The 18,148-nt window shown below is 52.6% G+C and carries 16 protein-coding genes; 9 read left to right on the forward strand and 7 right to left on the reverse strand.

Annotation, left to right across the window (positions count from 1 at the left end):
- The first annotated feature begins 402 nt into the window (after positions 1-402).
- The 4 genes from ACYVBJ_RS07215 (at position 403) to ACYVBJ_RS07230 (ending at position 6,550) form a co-directional block, all read left to right on the forward strand.
- On the forward strand, positions 403-693 hold the full coding sequence (locus ACYVBJ_RS07215) for a hypothetical protein (RefSeq protein ID WP_460981623.1): 291 nt from the start codon (positions 403-405) through the stop codon (positions 691-693).
- 54 nt (positions 694-747) lie between these two features.
- Complete coding sequence (locus ACYVBJ_RS07220; protein WP_460981624.1) at positions 748-1,833, forward strand: efflux RND transporter periplasmic adaptor subunit; 1,086 nt, start codon at positions 748-750, stop codon at positions 1,831-1,833.
- Positions 1,834-1,905: 72 nt separating this feature from the next.
- Entirely contained in the window at positions 1,906-5,112 is a 3,207-nt protein-coding gene (locus ACYVBJ_RS07225) for an efflux RND transporter permease subunit (protein WP_460981625.1), read from the forward strand.
- Positions 5,105-6,550: a TolC family protein gene (locus ACYVBJ_RS07230; protein ID WP_460981626.1), complete on the forward strand. Its 1,446-nt coding sequence runs from the start codon at positions 5,105-5,107 to the stop codon at positions 6,548-6,550. Before ACYVBJ_RS07225 ends, ACYVBJ_RS07230 begins: the two co-directional genes overlap by 8 nt.
- A 147-nt stretch (positions 6,551-6,697) precedes the next feature.
- Here ACYVBJ_RS07230 and ACYVBJ_RS07235 read toward each other — a convergent pair whose 3' ends face one another.
- The 3 genes from ACYVBJ_RS07235 to ACYVBJ_RS07245 are packed head-to-tail and all read right to left on the reverse strand — an operon-like array spanning position 6,698 to position 8,991.
- On the reverse strand, positions 6,698-6,853 hold the full coding sequence (locus tag ACYVBJ_RS07235; RefSeq protein WP_460981627.1) for a hypothetical protein: 156 nt from the start codon (positions 6,851-6,853) through the stop codon (positions 6,698-6,700).
- Between the two features lie 56 nt (positions 6,854-6,909).
- Positions 6,910-8,286 carry a sensor histidine kinase gene (locus tag ACYVBJ_RS07240; protein ID WP_460981628.1) on the reverse strand — a complete coding sequence of 459 codons (1,377 nt, stop codon included), beginning with the start codon at positions 8,284-8,286 and terminating at the stop codon, positions 6,910-6,912.
- A gap of 27 nt (positions 8,287-8,313) precedes the next feature.
- Positions 8,314-8,991 (reverse strand): response regulator, encoded by a 678-nt coding sequence (locus ACYVBJ_RS07245; RefSeq protein WP_460979920.1) that lies wholly within the window; start codon positions 8,989-8,991, stop codon positions 8,314-8,316.
- 194 nt (positions 8,992-9,185) lie between these two features.
- On the opposite strand from ACYVBJ_RS07245, the gene ACYVBJ_RS07250 reads away from it, so the two are divergent.
- The 4 genes from ACYVBJ_RS07250 (at position 9,186) to ACYVBJ_RS07265 (ending at position 13,053) form a co-directional block, all read left to right on the forward strand.
- Positions 9,186-9,482 (forward strand): hypothetical protein, encoded by a 297-nt coding sequence (locus ACYVBJ_RS07250; protein WP_460981629.1) that lies wholly within the window; start codon positions 9,186-9,188, stop codon positions 9,480-9,482.
- Positions 9,483-9,702: 220 nt separating this feature from the next.
- A complete protein-coding gene (locus tag ACYVBJ_RS07255; protein WP_460982124.1) occupies positions 9,703-10,218 on the forward strand; it encodes a gluconate 2-dehydrogenase subunit 3 family protein in 516 nt (171 codons plus the stop codon).
- Positions 10,219-10,309: 91 nt separating this feature from the next.
- Positions 10,310-12,022: an FAD-dependent oxidoreductase gene (locus ACYVBJ_RS07260; RefSeq protein WP_460981630.1), complete on the forward strand. Its 1,713-nt coding sequence runs from the start codon at positions 10,310-10,312 to the stop codon at positions 12,020-12,022.
- 140 nt (positions 12,023-12,162) lie between these two features.
- A complete protein-coding gene (locus ACYVBJ_RS07265) occupies positions 12,163-13,053 on the forward strand; it encodes a sugar phosphate isomerase/epimerase family protein (protein WP_460981631.1) in 891 nt (296 codons plus the stop codon).
- Between the two features lie 272 nt (positions 13,054-13,325).
- On the opposite strand, the gene ACYVBJ_RS07270 is transcribed toward ACYVBJ_RS07265, so the two are convergent.
- Complete coding sequence (locus tag ACYVBJ_RS07270) at positions 13,326-13,724, reverse strand: DoxX family protein (protein WP_460981632.1); 399 nt, start codon at positions 13,722-13,724, stop codon at positions 13,326-13,328.
- A gap of 112 nt (positions 13,725-13,836) precedes the next feature.
- On the opposite strand from ACYVBJ_RS07270, the gene ACYVBJ_RS07275 reads away from it, so the two are divergent.
- On the forward strand, positions 13,837-14,202 hold the full coding sequence (locus ACYVBJ_RS07275; RefSeq protein WP_460981633.1) for a winged helix-turn-helix transcriptional regulator: 366 nt from the start codon (positions 13,837-13,839) through the stop codon (positions 14,200-14,202).
- Between the two features lie 581 nt (positions 14,203-14,783).
- Here the strand turns inward: ACYVBJ_RS07275 and ACYVBJ_RS07280 are convergent.
- The 3 genes from ACYVBJ_RS07280 to ACYVBJ_RS07290 form a co-directional block, all read right to left on the reverse strand.
- Positions 14,784-16,067: an acetyl-CoA hydrolase/transferase family protein gene (locus ACYVBJ_RS07280; RefSeq protein ID WP_460981634.1), complete on the reverse strand. Its 1,284-nt coding sequence runs from the start codon at positions 16,065-16,067 to the stop codon at positions 14,784-14,786.
- 97 nt (positions 16,068-16,164) lie between these two features.
- Positions 16,165-16,581 carry a DUF2267 domain-containing protein gene (locus ACYVBJ_RS07285; protein ID WP_460981635.1) on the reverse strand — a complete coding sequence of 139 codons (417 nt, stop codon included), beginning with the start codon at positions 16,579-16,581 and terminating at the stop codon, positions 16,165-16,167.
- 63 nt (positions 16,582-16,644) lie between these two features.
- Positions 16,645-18,054, reverse strand: coding sequence for a GH1 family beta-glucosidase (locus tag ACYVBJ_RS07290; RefSeq protein ID WP_460981636.1), 1,410 nt, complete (start codon positions 18,052-18,054; stop codon positions 16,645-16,647).
- Positions 18,055-18,148: the final 94 nt, after the last annotated feature.

Below are 18,148 nucleotides of genomic sequence, written 5' to 3' on the forward strand. Positions count from 1 at the left end.
TTTGGTGCCGTTGATCGGGCAGATTTAGTATGCAACACATTTACACCCTTCCAATGTAAGTACTGCGGACTTGTTACGCTCCCTTGCCCCAATGCTGTTGTATCTCTCCCGGCCTCCCTCGAAATTCACTACTTACCCCTCCTAATCTTAACAGGGCATATTGTCCGGAGCGGAACTGCACCGCATGAAGGCAGAACGACAGGCGATTCCCGCTCCCGGGCATACTCAGGCTACCGTCAATTAGTCTATTCGGATAAATTATTGTATTATAGTAAGTGATTGATTGGTCAAAACGCTTCATTGGTCTACATACTTGGTACGTTTCTAATATCTTCTAATTTACTTCTCATACCGTTTTAATGTCACTGGCTTGTTTTGTATCACTAAACACAAATACAAGCTATGCAACGTCGGTATTTTCCCTCGATTTTGCTTTACAGTTTTGGACTCGCACTGGCGCTCTCGCTGGTGTTCAATGGCTTTCTGCTGTATGAGCAAAGCCACCAGCGAAGCATTTATGAATTTGATCTAAGCAGTTCAGGCCATACCGTGGATGATATGGTCTGGCAACAGCAGCTTTCTGATTGCCAACGGGCTAATCAACAGAAGGACAGCGTGATCTACCGATTGGAACAGGTTCCTAACGCTCCGCCCGGTCAGGAAGTCACCGTTCAGCGTACCGCTTCAAAATAGTATTATCCAACAGTACAAACCCCCTATAATCAAGCCATGTCACTTAAGATTCTTATGAATAGAATCCTCATCCTCCTGAGCGTATGTGCCTTAGCGGGCAACATTGGCTGCTCAACGAAGGCCGAAGAACAGAAAGAAGAAGAGGTCCAGTACCAGGTTACGAGTCCGTTGATAAAAGACACAACGGCGATTAAAGAATATGTGTCTCAAGTCCATTCCATTCAGCACATTGAAGTAAGGGCTTTAGAAAAGGGCTACCTGCAAAAGATCTTTGTGGACGAAGGACAGTACGTTCAGAAAGGACAGTTGATGTTTCAGATCATGCCCGTAGTCTACAATGCCGAACTGCAAAAATCGCAGGCCGAGGCTAACTACGTAGGCATCGAATATCAGAACACGAAACGCCTGGCCGACAGCAACATCGTATCCAAGAATGAACTGGCGCTGGCAAAGGCCAAGTTCGACAAGGCAAACGCTGAGGTCTCGCTGGCGAAAACGCATTTGCAGTTTACTCAGATTCGGGCACCGTTCAGTGGTATCATGGACCACTTCCAGGTTCGATTGGGTAGTCTGGTTGACGAAGGCGATCTGCTGACGACACTGTCGGACAACAGCAAAATGTGGGTGTATTTCAACGTACCGGAAGCCGAATACCTCGACTTCAAAACGCGCACCCAGAAGGATAACCAGACGCACGTAAACCTGATGATGGCGAACAACGAACTGTTCCCGTATCCCGGCATCGTACAAACCATTGAGGCTGATTTCAACAACGAAACCGGTAACATCGCCTTCCGGGCTACGTTCCCGAATCCGAAAGGCCTGTTACGTCACGGCGAAACGGGAAATGTCCGGATGACTGTACCGCTCAAACATGCCTTGATTATTCCGCAGAAAGCCACCTTCGAAGTGCTGGAGAAGAAGTACGTATACGTAGTGGACAAGAGCAACGTAATCCGGTCCAGAGAGATCAGCATTGCGGCAGAAATGCCCCACATTTTCGTGGTGAAAAGCGGGCTGAGCAAAAACGACAGAATTCTGCTGGAAGGCTTACGGCAGGTAAAGGAAAACGAAAAGATACACGCCAAGTTCGTGCAGCCTGAGGATGTTGTCTCGCATTTGAGTCTATACGCCGAATAAGTTAATCATCTAAACATCGGACGGCGCGGTCAGACCACCGTGCGGAAATCCCGCGCCGAAACAGCAGTATATATGTTCAGTAAATTCATACGCAGACCCGTATTCGCTATTGTAATATCGGTCATGATCGTCTTTGTGGGAATACTGGCGATCACCCGGTTGCCGATCTCGCAGTTCCCCGATATTGCCCCCACCACGGTCAATATATTCATTGCGTATCCCGGTTCCAGTGCCGATGTACTGGTTAAATCCACGCTGATTACGCTGGAGCAGGCCATCAACGGGGTTCAGGATATGCGCTACATCGCAACCGACGCCACCAGCGCGGGTGAGGCTACCCTCCGGATTATCTTTGAGCCGGGCACCGACCCCAACGATGCCGTTATCAGGGTAAAGACCAGGGTGGACCAGGTAATGCCGCTCTTACCCGAACTGGTGCAGCGGGAAGGGGTTATCATTACGCCGGTTCAACCCAGTATGCTGATGTACGTCAACCTCTATTCGAAGGAAAAGAGCATTGACGAAAAATTCCTGTTCAACTACGCAACGGTGAAAATGATCCCGGAGATCCAGCGGACCAAAGGGGTAGCCCGGGCGCAGATCTTGGGTAGCCGGCGCTACGCGATGCGGATTTGGTTGAACCCCGAGCGGATGCGGGCCTACAACATCTCCACGGAGGAAGTCATGAAAGCCATCGGGGAGCAAAGCATTATCGGTCGGCCCGGTCGGATTGGGCAAAGCTCCGGTATCGCGGCTCAGTCGCTGGAATACGTACTTACCTACAAAGGCCGGTATAACAAGCCCGAAGAGTATGAAGGTATCATCGTCCGGGCCAACTCAGCCGGAGAAAGCATACACCTGAGGGATATAGCCAGAGTTGAACTAGGCAGTGAATTCTTCGATATCTATTCCAACCTGGATGGTCACGCGTCGGCCGCTATTGTCTTGCGGCAGAACTACGGCAGTAATGCCAGTGATGTGATTGCCGAAGTGAAAAAGAAGCTTGAAGTCATGAAAGGCTCTTTTCCGCCAGGGGTCGATTACAAAATCAGCTATGATGTGTCGCAGTTCCTGGACGCGTCGATCGAGCAGGTAATCCATACGCTGCGCGACGCGTTCATCCTGGTTGCTTTTGTGGTGTTCATCTTCCTCGGCGACTGGCGGTCTACGCTGATTCCGATTCTGGCGGTTCCGGTATCCCTGATCGGGGCATTTTTCGTGATTCAGTTCTTTGGGATTTCCATCAATCTGATTACGCTTTTCGCGCTGGTGCTGGCCATTGGTATTGTGGTCGATGACGCCATTGTGGTGGTCGAGGCCGTGCACGCCAAAATGGAAGAAGAGCCGCATCTGTCTCCCTTTGGGGCGGTTAAGAAGGTACTGGGTGAGATCAGCGGGGCCATTATCGCCATCACCGCTGTCATGGTATCGGTGTTCCTGCCTATCTCCTTCATGTCGGGGCCGGTCGGTACGTTCTATCGGCAGTTCTCCATCACCATGGCCAGTTCCATTGTGATTTCAGCCCTGATCGCTCTGACGCTTACGCCTGTTCTGTGCGCCATGCTGCTGAAAAACCACCATGGACACGCCCGGAAGAAGAACCTGCTGACCAAAGCACTCGACAGTTTCAACCGGGGATTCGATAAAATGACGGGTCGCTACGTAAGCCTGTTGAAAGTAATCGTCAGCCGACGCTTTGTTACGTTCGCTATCCTGATCGCGTTCTGTCTGGGAACCGTATTCGTCAATAAAGTGCTGCCCGCCGGATTTATTCCGAACGAAGACCAGAGCACGATTTACGCCATTATCCAGACACCACCGGGGTCCACGCTCGAAAAAACCAACGAAGTGTCCCGTCGGCTTCAGCGGATATGTGAAGAGGTGCCCGGCATTGAATCGGTCTCTTCGCTGGCCGGTTACGAGATCATGACGGAAGGCCGGGGCTCCAATGCCGGTACGTGTCTCATCAACCTGAAACCCTGGTCGGAGCGCGACCTGAACGTGAAGGAGATCATGGAAGAGCTGGAAGAGAAATCGAAAAACCTGGGGGCTACCGTCGAATATTTTGAACCACCAGCCATCCCCGGCTTCGGTACGTCGGGCGGGTTCTCCATGCGCTTACTGGATAAAACGACCGATACGGACTACCGGGAGTTCGACAAAATCAATAAGGAGTTCATGGATAATCTGGGCAAGCGGAAAGAGCTGACCGGCTTGTTTACCTTCTTTGCCGCCAACTATCCGCAGTACGAACTGGAGATCGACAATAAGCTGGCCATGCAAAAAGGCGTATCGATCGGAAAGGCGATGGATAACCTCAACATCATGATCGGCAGTACGTACGAACAAGGGTTTATCAAATATAACCAGTTCTTCAAAGTATACGTGCAGTCTGACCCTAGCTTCAGACGGCTTCCCTCTGATCTGCTAAAGCTGTTTGTGAAAAATGATGAAGGGGAAATGGTGCCTTATTCGGCCTTCATGAAGCTGAAGAAAGGACAGGGACCAAACGAAATTACCCGCTTCAACCTGTATAATTCAGCGGCTATTCAGGGGCTTCCGGCTAAAGGCTATACCACGGCTGATGCCATCCAGGCCGTACGGGAAGTTGCCGCCAAGACGTTGCCCAAAGGATATGACATCGCTTTCGAAGGTCTTTCCTACGATGAAGCGGGCCGGGGAAATGAGGCTCTTTACGTGTTCCTGATTGTTCTGGCCTTCGTGTACTTTGTGCTGGCCGCTCAGTACGAAAGCTTTATCATTCCGCTGGCCGTGGTGTTCTCCCTGCCGGTGGGGGTATTCGGTTCGTTCCTGGTGCTTAAGCTGATGGGGCTGGAAAACAACATCTACGCCCAGATCGGGCTCATCATGCTGGTCGGTCTGCTGGGTAAAAACGCCGTCTTGATCGTCGAGTTTGCCGTGCAGAAACGACAGCAGGGCGAAACAATTCTGAATGCCGCCATTGAGGGCGCGAAGGTTCGTTTCCGTCCCATTCTGATGACGTCATTCGCCTTCGTGGCCGGTCTGATTCCGTTGATTATTGCTACGGGGGCCGGTGCCATTGGGAACCGCACGATCGGCGCGTCTGCGCTGGGAGGCATGTTGTTCGGCACCATTTTCGGGGTCATCATCATCCCCGGCCTGTACTACATCTTTGGTACGTTGGCCGATGGCCGGAAGATGATCCGGGATGAAGAGGACAGTTCATTGACCGACAATCTGGTTCATCAGTTAGATACGTTTCCCGTAACCGAAGAAGAAACTACGAACCATGTCTAGAAAACTCATATCGATATACCTGGGCCGTGTCGTCGTACCGGTAGGCTGCTTGATGTTCGCCATAACGTCATGCAAAACCCCGGCACTGGTTGGGCGGACCGAGAACCGAACCGTTCCTACAAGCTATAACGCAGTTCAGGACACCGTCAACTCGGGTAAGCTTAAGTGGCGGGAATTTTTCACCGATCCATACCTGGCTGCCCTGATTGATACGGCCTTGAGCAACAACCAGGAGCTGAACATTACGTTGCAGGAGATTCAGGTCGCCCAGAACGAAATCAGAGCCCGGACCGGGGAGTACCTGCCCTTTGTAAATCTGGAAGCGGGCGCGGGCGTCGACAAGGTAGGCCGGTATACGCGGCCAGGGGCGATTGAAGAAAGCACCGAGATCGCGCCCGGTAAGCGCTTCCCGAATCCGCTGCCCGATTTTTTGCTGGCTGCCCGCGTATCCTGGCAGGTCGATATCTGGAATAAGCTGCACAACGCGAAACGAGCTGCGGCAGTCCGGTATCTGTCCAGCATCGAGGGGCGGAACTTCACGGTCACGAACCTGGTTGCCGAAATCGCCAACTCCTATTATGAACTGCTGGGGCTCGATACGCAACTGGACATTGTCAGGAAGAATATTGATATTCAGACGAATGCGTTGTCCATCGTCCGAATTGAGAAAGAATCGGCTAAGGTGACGGAACTGGCGGTACGTCGGTTTGAAGCGCAGGTGTTACGTACCCAAAGCCTTCAGTACGACATTCAGCAGCGAATCACCGAAACCGAGAACCGGATCAATTTCCTGGTGGGTCGCTTTCCGCAGCGCGTTCAACGGAGTTCGCAGGATTTCAATTCGTTAGTGCCCGAAGCCATGCACGCTGGTATTCCATCGCAGCTGTTGCAGAACCGGCCTGACATCCGGCGGGCCGAACGCGACCTGGAAGCCGCCAGACTGGACGTGCAGGTGGCGCGGGCCAATTTCCTGCCTTCGCTGGACCTTTCGGCAGCCGTCGGGTTCAACTCGTATAATCCCGTGCAGCTGTTAACGCCCGAATCCTTTCTGTATTCGTTGATTGGGGGTTTAACCCGGCCGCTGGTCAACCGGAATGCGATCAAATCGCTGTATTACAGTGCCAATGCCCGGCAGATTCAGGCGGTTTACAACTACGAACGGACTATACTGAACGCTTATATCGAAGTGGCCAACCAGTTGTCCAGCATCAATAACCTGCAAAAGAGCTATGATCTGAAAGCCCGGCAGGTAGACGCTCTGATTCAGTCGACTAACATTTCGAATACGCTGTTCAAATCGGCCAGGGCGGATTATATGGAAGTTCTGTTAACGCAACGCGACGCGCTGGAATCACGGTTCGACCTTGTCGAAACGAAAATGCAGCAACTGAATGCCATGGTGAATACGTACCGGGCATTGGGGGGCGGCTGGAATTAATAAGAGACCAGACAGGAAAGCTACCCTGAATGAACTGTACGTAACAGGCTCGTTCAGGGTAGCTTTTTAGTGTATGTTGGCGAATTAAATCGGAGTAGCTCAGACTAAAAGCCGGACCTTAGCTCAATACGTACTAATCAACGCTGCCTACCACAGCATGGATGGAACGTCCGTCAATACGCCGATGAGCACAGCCAGCAGGAACAAGCCAACCATAAGCCATAGCAGATAGTCGGGACGCCGGGAGGACTGAGACCGTGAAGAGGGCTCGCTATGTTCAGGTTTATCAATGAGTTGTGCCATGGCTCAAAACTAGGCCTGAGAGCTTAGACACGCCTAAGGAGCGGCTTAGAATTTGCTTAAAAAAGGAGACTACGGGGCAATTCGATGCGGAATACGGTTGGCTCATTCGCCGACGAACTGACAGTGAGTTGACCCTGGTGCAGGCGTATAATCTGCTTAACCAGCGAAAGTCCCACGCCATAGCCCCGCACGTCGGCGGTTTGCCGGGAGCGGTAGAAGGGTTCAAAGATGTAAGGCAAATCTTCGGCTGGAATCGATTCGCCGTTGTTACGGACACTGATGCAGGCCACTTTATCCTCGAACGTAACGTCAATGAACGCCTGACTGTCGGACGAAAACTTGCAGGCGTTCTCGGTCAGGTTTTTCAGGGCAGTTCGGAGTAAGGCACCATTGCCGGAAACCGTTAACTGGTCGAAATCGTCGGGCAGCTCACCGAGATCAACCTTTACGGTATAGCGGGGATTTATGGTGATTATCTCATCGCGAACATCCCAGACAATTTCGTCTAAACGCACCAGATCCGTCAGCAGGCCCGCAGCATCGGCTGCGTTGACCTGAGAGAGCTGAAGGAGTTCACGCGTCAGGGTCGATAAATTGCCCACATCTTCGAGCACCGACCGAATGGTCTGCTGGTACGACTCGGGCTCCCGACGATTAAGCAGACTTACCTCCAGCTGCGAACTGATCTGGGTGAGCGGGTTTTTCAACTCGTGCGATACGTTGGCCACGAACATGCGCTGTAGCCGAAACGACTCCTCGATGCGGTCGAGGAGTCGATTGATGGTCGCTGATAACCGACTGATCTCGTCATTCTCGTCGCCTACGCGCAGCCGCTCGTGTAACGTACGCGGAAAAATGTCACTCAACTGCTCTTCAATCTGCTGCATCGGCTGCAGGGCGTCACCCGCGTAAAGTCGGCCAGCAAAGGCTACGATGGCGCAAATCGCCAGAAAGAGCAGCCCGAACGTAACCAGCAGAGTACGCAGAAACTCGTCACCGTATACGTTCCGGGCGCTGGCGATCACTACAAACGTACCGATGGGTAGTTTATAGCGAATACCCGATACGTAGTAGCGGTTCCACCGAAAATCGCGCAGTTCCTGACGCCGGACGGCATCCAGCTCGCGGGCGGGCATACCGAGCGTAATGGCATCGTTGGTAGTGAAAATAGGCGCGTTCCGGATGTTATATACGGTTATTTTTTGGTCGGGCAGTTGATCTTTCCGTAAGCGGCTCATTCTTCGCAGCAGCTGAGGTTCCATCCGTTGCCGCAGGAAGAGTTCGCCGTAGGTATGCGCCTTCCGGTCGAGCCGATGGTAAAAATCCGAGGAGATGTAATACCAGCAGAAGCCGTAAATACTGGCGAAGGTCAACGCGAGGATAGCCGACACCAGGCCCGTAAACCGTAGCGTTAACCGTGAGCGGATGGTCATAGATCGAAGAAGCGGGGGCTAAGGTATTTACTCTTCTTTCAGCACGTAGCCCATACCAAACAGCGTATGAATCAGTTTTGTCGGAAAGTCCTTATCCACTTTTTTGCGGAGGTAATTGATGTAGACTTCAACAACGTTGGTGCCCGTATCGAAATTAATGTCCCAGACGTGTTCGGCAATCTCGGGCTTCGACAGAACCCGTCCCTGATTGCGTAGGAGGTATTCCAGCAGAGCAAACTCGCGGGCCGTCAGTTCAACGACCTGCCCAGCTCGTGTAACACTTTTCGTGTCCAGGTTCATTTCCAGATCGCTGTAGCGCAGCGTCTGAGAGGTCATGGACACCTGCATTCCGCGCTTGGTCAGGGAACGGATGCGGGCCAGCAGCTCGGCAAACTGAAACGGCTTGGTCAGGTACTGATCAGCTCCCGAATCGAAGCCCACAATTCGATCGTCGCTTTCGCCGAGTGCCGTTAACAGCAGGATCGGGGTTGTTACGCCCGCAGCCCGCAGCTGTCGGCACAGTTCGTAGCCGTTCAGGCCGGGTAAAATAACGTCGGTGATAATGGCCGCGTAATTGTTTTTAAGGGCCAGCCGTTTGGCGATCAGGCCGTCATAGGCAATATCTACATCAAACCGACTTTCCTCTAAACCCTGCTGAATGGCTTGTAAGGTTTTCGGCTCATCTTCAACGACTAACAGTTTCATTATCATGGTAAGTTAAGACCCCGGCCGTTAACGCACCGACGGGCCTGTTTTTGAGACCCGGAACCGACAGGCCCCGCTGGGCTGCCATTCCGGTTTCGGGTGGCTTGTATCACAAACTTTGCTCCTGGTAAATGGTTGACTAGTTATGACGTATTGCCCCGTCAATACGCCGTCCAACTATAAACTCATTCGTTATGCGCCTGTTCCTGTTTCTTCTCGCCAGTCTATCTACATCGGTCTGTTTCGCCCAGAACGATTCAACCAAACAAACCCAGGGGCCTGCCCAGACGCAGGTTTTGATTCCAGGGATCGATTCGCCGGTTTCGTCGCCGGGGGCTCTGATGCAGTCGTCGCCCCGTCCGAACGCCGTACCGGCTGTGCAGCCTGGCCAGCGCAAGGGAAAAGTCAGAACGGCCCCGCCCAGCGACCCCCGGGCCTTCGGCGTTGGCATACCGGTGGGCAAACCCAAAAAAGATACGCTCCGGCGCTAACCCGTCTGGCAGGCCGCATGCGGAGCTGGCCTGAGAAATGGTTCTGGTTATACTCTGCACATATTAAAACGCTAAAAAACGAATTATAGCACAATAGTAGTAGTGACTTGAAAGATTAAGGGAAAACCCTATATAATTTCGTAGCCCACTGTTGTATCTTTGAAAGAATAAACCGAATCCTAGATACAAGTTTGTGGAAAGACGTAATGCGTTAAAAACAATGGCTGTTGCGGTTGGCGGGCTAGTCAATCTGCCCGCCTGGGCATCTGGCTGGACCACCGAAACAGTTCGCTCAGCCGACCCGTTTCTCTCCCGTAGTCAAGATACGTTGCTGGCCGACATCGTCGAATCAATCATTCCGGCCACCGACACGCCGGGTGCCAAGGCTCTGAACGTTCACCAGTTCATTCAGAAAATGGTCGCGGATTGCTACGACCTAAAGGCACAGGATACGCTTCGGAACGGCCTGGCTGCCACCGACGAACTTGCCCAAAAAACGTTCGGTAAACCTTTTGCCGAAGGCGACGTAACGCAGCGTACGGTGCTTCTTACCCAGCTTGCCCAGTCAGCCGATTCCGCGCAGAAAGATTTTTACGGACTGGTGAAAGGGTTGACCATTCGGGGCTACATGAGCTCGGAGTACGTAATGACCAACCTGACGCACTACCAGTTTATGCCCGGCCACTACTATGGCTGTGTACCGGTTCCTTCCAAGGCGATTTCCCAAACAAAATAAACGTTATTCAATCGTCATTCTCATTAGTCGTCATGAATCGCTTAGAACGTATGACTAGCTAATGACGGATGACCACTGACCATTTTCGAGTATGGCATACCTGAATATAGACGCCCAGGCCCAGAACACCTACGACGCCATCGTGATTGGCTCGGGGATCAGTGGGGGCTGGGCCGCAAAAGAATTAACGGCTAAAGGCCTGCGGACGCTCGTGCTGGAGCGCGGTCGCGATGTTCGGCACGTAACCGATTACCCAACCACGATGATGCAGCCCTGGGAGTTTGAACACCGCAACCAGCTGCGCCGGGAAGTGCGCGAGGCTAACCCCATCATCAGCAAATGCTACGCCTTTTACGAAGGTACCGAGCAGTTCTTCGTGAAAGATGCCGAGCATCCATACGTTCAGGAAAAGCCGTTCGACTGGATTCGGGGCTACCAGGTAGGGGGTAAGTCGCTGATGTGGGCACGGCAGACGCAGCGCTGGAGCGACTTCGATTTTGAAGGCCCCGCCCGCGATGGATTCTCCGTCGACTGGCCGATCCGGTACGCCGATATTGCGCCCTGGTACAGCTACGTAGAGCGATTCGCCGGGATCACCGGCAACAAAGATGGGCTGGCTACCCTGCCCGACGGCGAGTTTTTGCCGCCCCACGAGTGGAACTGCGTGGAAAAGCATTTTCAGAAAGCGGTATCCGATCGTTACAAAGACCGCCACGTGATTATGGGCCGGGCGGCTCACATCACCAAGCCGCAGCCCATTCATATCCAGCAGGGGCGCGCCCAATGTCAGCACCGCACGATCTGCGAACGGGGTTGCCCCTTCGGTGGCTATTTCAGCAGCAACTCATCGACAATCCCCTGGGCGGCCAAAACGGGTAAGATGACCCTGCGCCCCAACTCGGTCGTTCATTCGATTATTTACGACGAAGCAAAAGGACGGGCAACCGGGGTGCGGATTGTCGACAGTGAAACGAAGCAGATGAAGGAGTTCTACGCCCGCATCATTTTCCTGAACGCGGCCGCCCTCAACTCGAATCTGGTCCTGCTGAACTCGACCTCAAGCCGGTTCCCGAACGGACTCGGCAACGACAGTGGTGTGCTGGGTAAATACGTAGCGTTCCATAATTACCGGGCGGGTATCTCGGCGCAGTACGACGGAAACCTGGACTCGACCACCGATGGCCGTCGGCCCAACAGCCCGTACATTCCGCGATTCCGGAATGTGTTCAAACAGGAAACAGATTTCTTACGCGGGTATGCCGCTGGTTTCTCGGCGGGTCGCCAATCGCGCTCCAGCCAGGATGGCATCGGGGCCGATTTGAAAAATAGCCTATTGAATCCGACGCTGGGTGGCTGGTACGTTGGCTCGCACATGATGGGCGAAACCATTCCGAAAGAAACCAACTACGTAGCGCTGGATCAGTCGCTGAAAGATCCGTTCGGCATTCCGCAACTGAAAATAGCCATCGAGTACGACAGCAACGACGACAAGATGGTGAAGGATTATCAGGAGCAGATGACCGAGATGTTCACCGCGGCTGGCTTCACCAACATCCGGGTGCGCGACGACAAGCGGAACCCTGGTCTTGATATTCACGAGATGGGCGGTGCCCGCATGGGTAAGGACCCCAAAACCTCGATGCTGAACAAATGGAATCAGCTGCACGCCGTCAAGAACGTGTTTGTTACCGATGGTGCCTGCATGACCTCTACGTCGACGCAGAACCCCTCGCTGACGTACATGGCCCTGACGGCCCGCGCGGCTGACTATGCGGTGAAGGGTTTGAAAAAAGGACTCGTTTAACCGCTACTGGATAAAAACCGCAGCAAGGTCACCTGCCTAACTGGGTGACCTTGTTTTTTGTAGTTTTGTTGTTGCAGGCCATTACAACAACTATCTGTATAATCTGATAATGGCATGCCGGTAACCCCCGTTATAATCACATGAATCACTCCAAAAAAATTACCCGCCAGGATTTTCTGAAAATCAGTGCCTTAGCTACATCGGTTGCTTTATTGCCTTCGGTCAATGCGTTTGCCGCTTCCTCCAAAAAGGTTGGCTTACAGCTGTATACCCTGCGCGAAGCAATGGGTAAAGACCCCGACGGAACCCTGAAAAGGGTAGCGGATATTGGCTATAAAGAAGTGGAGTCGTTTGGCTATGCCGACGGTAAATTCTTCGGTAAGTCGCCGAAAGAATATGCCGCTTTGCTGAAAGATCTTGGGCTGTCGTCGCCCAGTGGTCACTATACAACCGGTAACGTAGTGGTAACCGGAAAAGGAACGCTGAAAAACGACTGGAAACGCGCCGTTGACGATGCAGCCTCGATCGGGCAGAAGTATATGGTGTGTGCGTACCTGTTTCCGCAAGAACGTACCAAGCTGGATGATTACAAGCAGTTTGCTGATCTATTCAATAAATCGGCCGAGGTGTGTAAATCGGCGGGAATCCAGTTCGTGTACCACAACCACGATTTTGAATTCAAGGAAGTTGACGGTCAAATTCCGTACGATGTCTTATTGAAAGGTACCGATCCGAAGCTCGTTCAGCTGGAACTGGATTTGTACTGGGCAATCATCGCGGGTCAGGACCCCGTGGCCTTGTTCAAGAAACACCCCGGCCGGTTCCCACTCTGGCACATCAAAGACATTGCGAAGACGCCCGAGCGCGAGTTTGCCGAAGTAGGCACCGGCTCGGTTGACTTCCAGCGGATTTTCGACGCTAAGAAAGTAGCGGGTATGACTCATTACTTCGTGGAGCAGGACGTTTGCAAGCGCCCACCTCTGGAAGCGATCGCCATCAGCTACAAGAACGTAGAGAAGTTGAAAGTATAGCCCTGAATTTCGCTTTATCAAAGACGCCACTCATTAGTCATGAGTGGCGTCTTTGTGACGTTTGCCGGTTCGTACGGCAGCGGCAGACCGCTCAGGCGGCCCTGCGTAAAAGCCGTCACTTAACTTAAGAAGGTCAAAAGCTTTTAATGAGTGCGGTATCACGAAAAGAGCCTTATGTGAGATGAGACAAAAGGGTGTATCGACCTGCAACGAATCCTTCTAATCGATCTTCTTCTGTTCTGAAAGGCGCTCACCTAGAGCCCTCTCCGGTTTTACCGATGATGAACGGCTAAGGGGTTTGTCTCTTGTTTTGCATCGTCCCGTTTGTGGAAGTAATAGTAAGAGGTAATCAGCAACAGCAGGGGAAGAATTGGTCCCACGCCTTTGGCGATGCCGTCAACCAGCCCGTGCGCAATTGCCCCGGAAAAAAACGTAACGCCAAAGGCGACGTACGCCCATTCTTTCACTTGGCGGGGAACCGCCGGAATCAGCAGCAGCAGCACTCCCAATAGTTTGCCGATGCCCAGTTCAATCCGAAAATAGTCTGGGAATCCCAAATGGCGGAACGAGTCAATCATATAGGCATTAGTAAAATAGAACAGGGCGGGGGTGGCCCCCATCAGCATGGCCAGACCAGTCGTGATCCAGTAGATCCTCTTGTCTCGTTTCATCGTTGTATCTTTTTGAGTCTGCCTTTGTTTGGCAAGTCAAAAGTAGGTAAGCTTGCTAACCAAAAGTTAGCAAGCTTACCTAAAAGTAACCAGCAACCTTAAGGTAACCAGGATGAGTCAGCCGACCCCTACTCAGGAAGATTGTTTGTCGCGCATGTTACCAGTTCGGGATGCGCTGGACGTCATTAGTGGAAAATGGAAGATTCTCATTTTTATTTCCCTGACGTATGGCCATAAGCGATTTCGGGAAATCGAACGGAGCATTCCAAACATTTCTTCGAAGGTGCTGGCCAAAGAGCTGAAGGACTTAGAGGAGCATAAGTTGGTAAAACGGACGGTCTACGACCAGTTACCTGTCTTAGTGGAGTATACCACTACGGAGTATGTCCAGACGCTGGAGCCAGTCATCCAGGCCTTGTATCAGTGGGGCCTCCAGCACCGCCAGCGGGTTCTAGCCATCGATGAGCAACCTACGTGATGGTTACCGTTAACCCCAGCGGACCGATGAGCCTGGTGGGTATCTGCTTCCATTGCTAGTTCAGCACCTGTAGGGCGACAGGGATGCCGATCTTGCGTCTTTTTGGTCAATTTTAGCTCCGCGTTATATGCTTTGGCGCAGGTCTGACCACCTTTTTATGGCGATTGGGTGCTGCCTTATTTTTCCGCAGCACTACCCTAGGTGGGTGGGTATTTGTAGCTGCCAGTGGGGGAGCCTTAGTGATCACCTTACTCCCGGTCAGCCTCCCGAGCGTGAAAGCCGCCCTGCTGAATCGGGTCAAGAGTTTGCGCAATGAATAATAGAGTGCCTGTCGTCCTTTCTTTTTGAACTTCCCTATAGTGGCAACTCAATAAACGCCCGTTTTTTTATAACAACTTGTCAATGCGGACAATAATGTTCACAGAAGATGGCTATTATCTCAAGTTGCTATCTCATTAATCAATGTATCAACTTCAATTACTGGTTGAGTTAAGGATAATACAATTATTGCTTATCTCCTCTCTTGCTGACTGTCAAGTGACGGATTTTATATGAAACGGCAAACGTACCTGTCTTTGTGTTTACAGACTACCGAATCGGGCGAAAGCCTGGCGCTCTAACTCTTCGCGGTGATCGGGATGGGCGATATTGATGAGCGCCCGGGAGCGCTGGCGCAGATTCTGACCGTATAGATCAGCAATACCGTACTCCGTAACAATGTAATGGACGTGCGCCCGTGTCGTCGTTACGCCCGCGCCTTCTTTCAGGAACGGCACGATTTTGCTCAGCCCTTTGCTGGTTACCGACGGTAAGGCAATAATTGGTTTGCCCCCTTCCGACAAGGACGCTCCGCGCACAAAATCCATCTGACCACCCACTCCCGAATATTGGTACGTACCGATCGTGTCGGCGCAGACCTGGCCGGTAATGTCAATTTCGATCGCCGAGTTGATGGCCGTAACTTTCGGGTTACGCCGGATAATGGACGTATCGTTGGTATAGCTGGCCTGTTTCATGGCTACGCCGGGATTGTCGTCGATAAAATCATAGACCCGCTGGCTGCCCATTACGAAAGCAGATACAATCCGGTGTGGCAGCACGGTCTTGTGCTCGCCCGTGATAACGCCCCGCTCAACCAGATCGATCACCCCATCCGAGAACATTTCCGTATGAATTCCTAATCCTTTGTGATGAATCAGTTCGGCTAACGTAGCGTTCGGGATGCCGCCAATGCCAAGTTGAAGCGTGGCTCCATCCTCGACCAGACTCGCTACGTATTGGCCGATCCTGCGGTCTTCGGCGCTGATTTCGCCGGGCAGCACTTCGTAGATCGGCTCGTCAACTTCGACTGCGGCATAAAGCATACTCACCGGGATCAGCCCGTCGCCATGCGTCCGGGGAACCCGCGGGTTGATTTGGGCAATAACGTATTTCGCGGACTGAATAGCGGCTAACGATACGTCGACGGAGGGGCCGAGTGAGCAGTAGCCGTGCTGGTCGGGCGGAGAAACCTGAATGAGCGCTACGTCGATCGGCAGAATTTTTCGCTTGAACAGTAAGGGCACCTCGCTCAGAAAAACGGGGACGTAGTCGCCGATGCCCTGATTCAGTTGCTTACGCATGTTGGCACCAATGAAAAACGAGTTGGCCCGGAAGGAATCATGGTACTGCGCGTCCAGATAGGGCAACGGACCTTCGGTGTGAATGTGGCAGACCTCAACGTCTTTCAGCTCGGCTGCTCGCCCGACCATCGCGTTGATCAGGACGTGCGGGGTTTGCGCAACACTGTGAATAAATACGCGGTTGCCGGATTGGATAGCCGTTACGGCCTGTTCTGGGGTAGTAAGAGGAAGTATAGCTGGCATAGGATGGCAAATAAACAAGGATACTGTACAATAAATACTGATTGTCGCTTCACGTTCGGCTGACAGTACTCATTGTCCAGTATCCGCTGTTCATTCATTATACATTAGACGCGTTTTCCGAGGTTGAAACGGAGTCGAAAAGGGGAGCATAATCCTCCGACAGCGTCACTTTTAACTTGTGCAGTTCACCCTCGGTGATCATCGAGCTGAACAACTGCATGAACTGCTGGGTATAACGCTGGCCCGTTTCCTGGTCGGCACCTACTTTATCGGCCACGCGGTCGTAAAACTCGGTAAGCTTGAAGCGCTGGCCCTGATCCCGTTCTTCCGGATTGATTTCGCGGATAATATCCAGCAGTGGACCCGGCAGCTGAGCCCCCAGGTTATCGGCGGCATTACCCGCCAGGTGTTCGGTTAATGTATGCAGAAACGCACGGGTAATGTCGAGCACTTCCTGCTCAGAATCAACGCCAAGTTTCTGTTTGGCCTCATGAATAAATTCGGGGTATTGCATAACGTTGGTCAGTTTATGTATGCTGAACAACTCCCTGACTAGCGGTGAGGTTTGAAAAAAGCGTTAGTGGCTTTGGTGGCCTACCCAATCAGGCGTATCCGTTAACAGCTGTTGAAACCAGCGGCCCGACGCTTTGACGATCCGTTGCTGCGTTCGAAAATCAACGTATACCAACCCAAAGCGGGGGCGATAGCCTTCGGCCCACTCGAAGTTATCCAGGAAGGTCCAGGCGAAGTAGCCTTCTACCGGAAAACCTTCCTGCCTGGCCCGCAGTACGTTCCGCAGGTAATTCTGGTGATAGTCCCGACGGGCTGCATCGTTCACGTCGCCGTTCTGCACGGTATCGTAAAAAGCGGCTCCGCTCTCGGTGATGAATATTTTCTTGACGCCCGCGTACTGCCCGAACTGGCGAATGATGCGGTACATACTTTCGGGATAGACTTCCCAACCCATTTCCGTAATGGTCGGCACCCCTCTACGTAACGGCGATACGTCTTTGGCCCACAGATAGGGCATGAAATACGATTGCTCGACCACGGCCCGGAAGTAATGTTGAAGACCAATGAAGTCAAAATCGAACGCCAGCCGCTCCATATCCCCCGGTTTTGCCACTTTTTTAGCAATGCCGCTCAGAAAGGGTAATTCACGGGTCGGGTAGCCCAGACCAAGCGCTGGTTCAATAAATAGCCGGTTCAGCAGCGCATCAACACGGGCCGCAGCCGCCTGGTCGCGCGGAGAATCGGTAAACGGATCAATGGGGGAGCAGGAAAAGGTAGTACCAACCTGCGCATCGGGCACGTTCCGCCGAACAATCCGACCCCCTTCGGACTGGGCCAAAGCCGTATGGTGAATAACGGGCAGCAAACTGCGGAAGCTTCGTCGGCCGGGCGCGTGCTGCCCGGTGAAATAACCCAGTACCGAAAACGCCAGCGGTTCATTCAGCACGATCCAGTGCTTTACCTTATGGCCGAATGCTTTGGTGCAGATATCGACGTAATTGGCGAACCAGTCAACGATGCTGCGATTTGGCCAGCCGCCCTGGTTTTCGAGCGCCTGGGGCAGGTCCCAGTGGTAGAGCGTGATCCAGGGCGTAATGCCCAGTTCCAGACATTTATCAATCAGTCGGTCGTAGAAAGCCAGTCCGGCTTCGTTAATCCGTCCGGTTCCGTCGGGTAAAATCCGGGGCCAGGCCAGCGAGAACCGGAATGCGTCAAAACCCATCGCTTTGTGAAGCTGTAAATCAGACTCGTATCGGTCGTAGAATTCACAGGCGATGTCGGCATGTTCGCCGGTCTTGATTTTGCCTTTCTGATGACAGAACGTATCCCATACCGAAGGCCCTCGTCCGTCGCGGTCAACGGCTCCTTCGATCTGATAAGCGGCTGTGGCGGTGCCCCATGTGAACGAAGGGCCAAACGCCCGGCGGTTCAGATCGGGATTAAGGGGGGAGGAGGAAGACGGGCTAGCGGACAAGAGTACTCAGAAAGGAACGCTCAAAAATACTGGTTTGTCAGAAAAGACAATGCCTGAATGGATTTGTTAACATATCCATTCAGGCATTGTTCCA

The organism is Spirosoma fluminis (assembly GCF_054778895.1).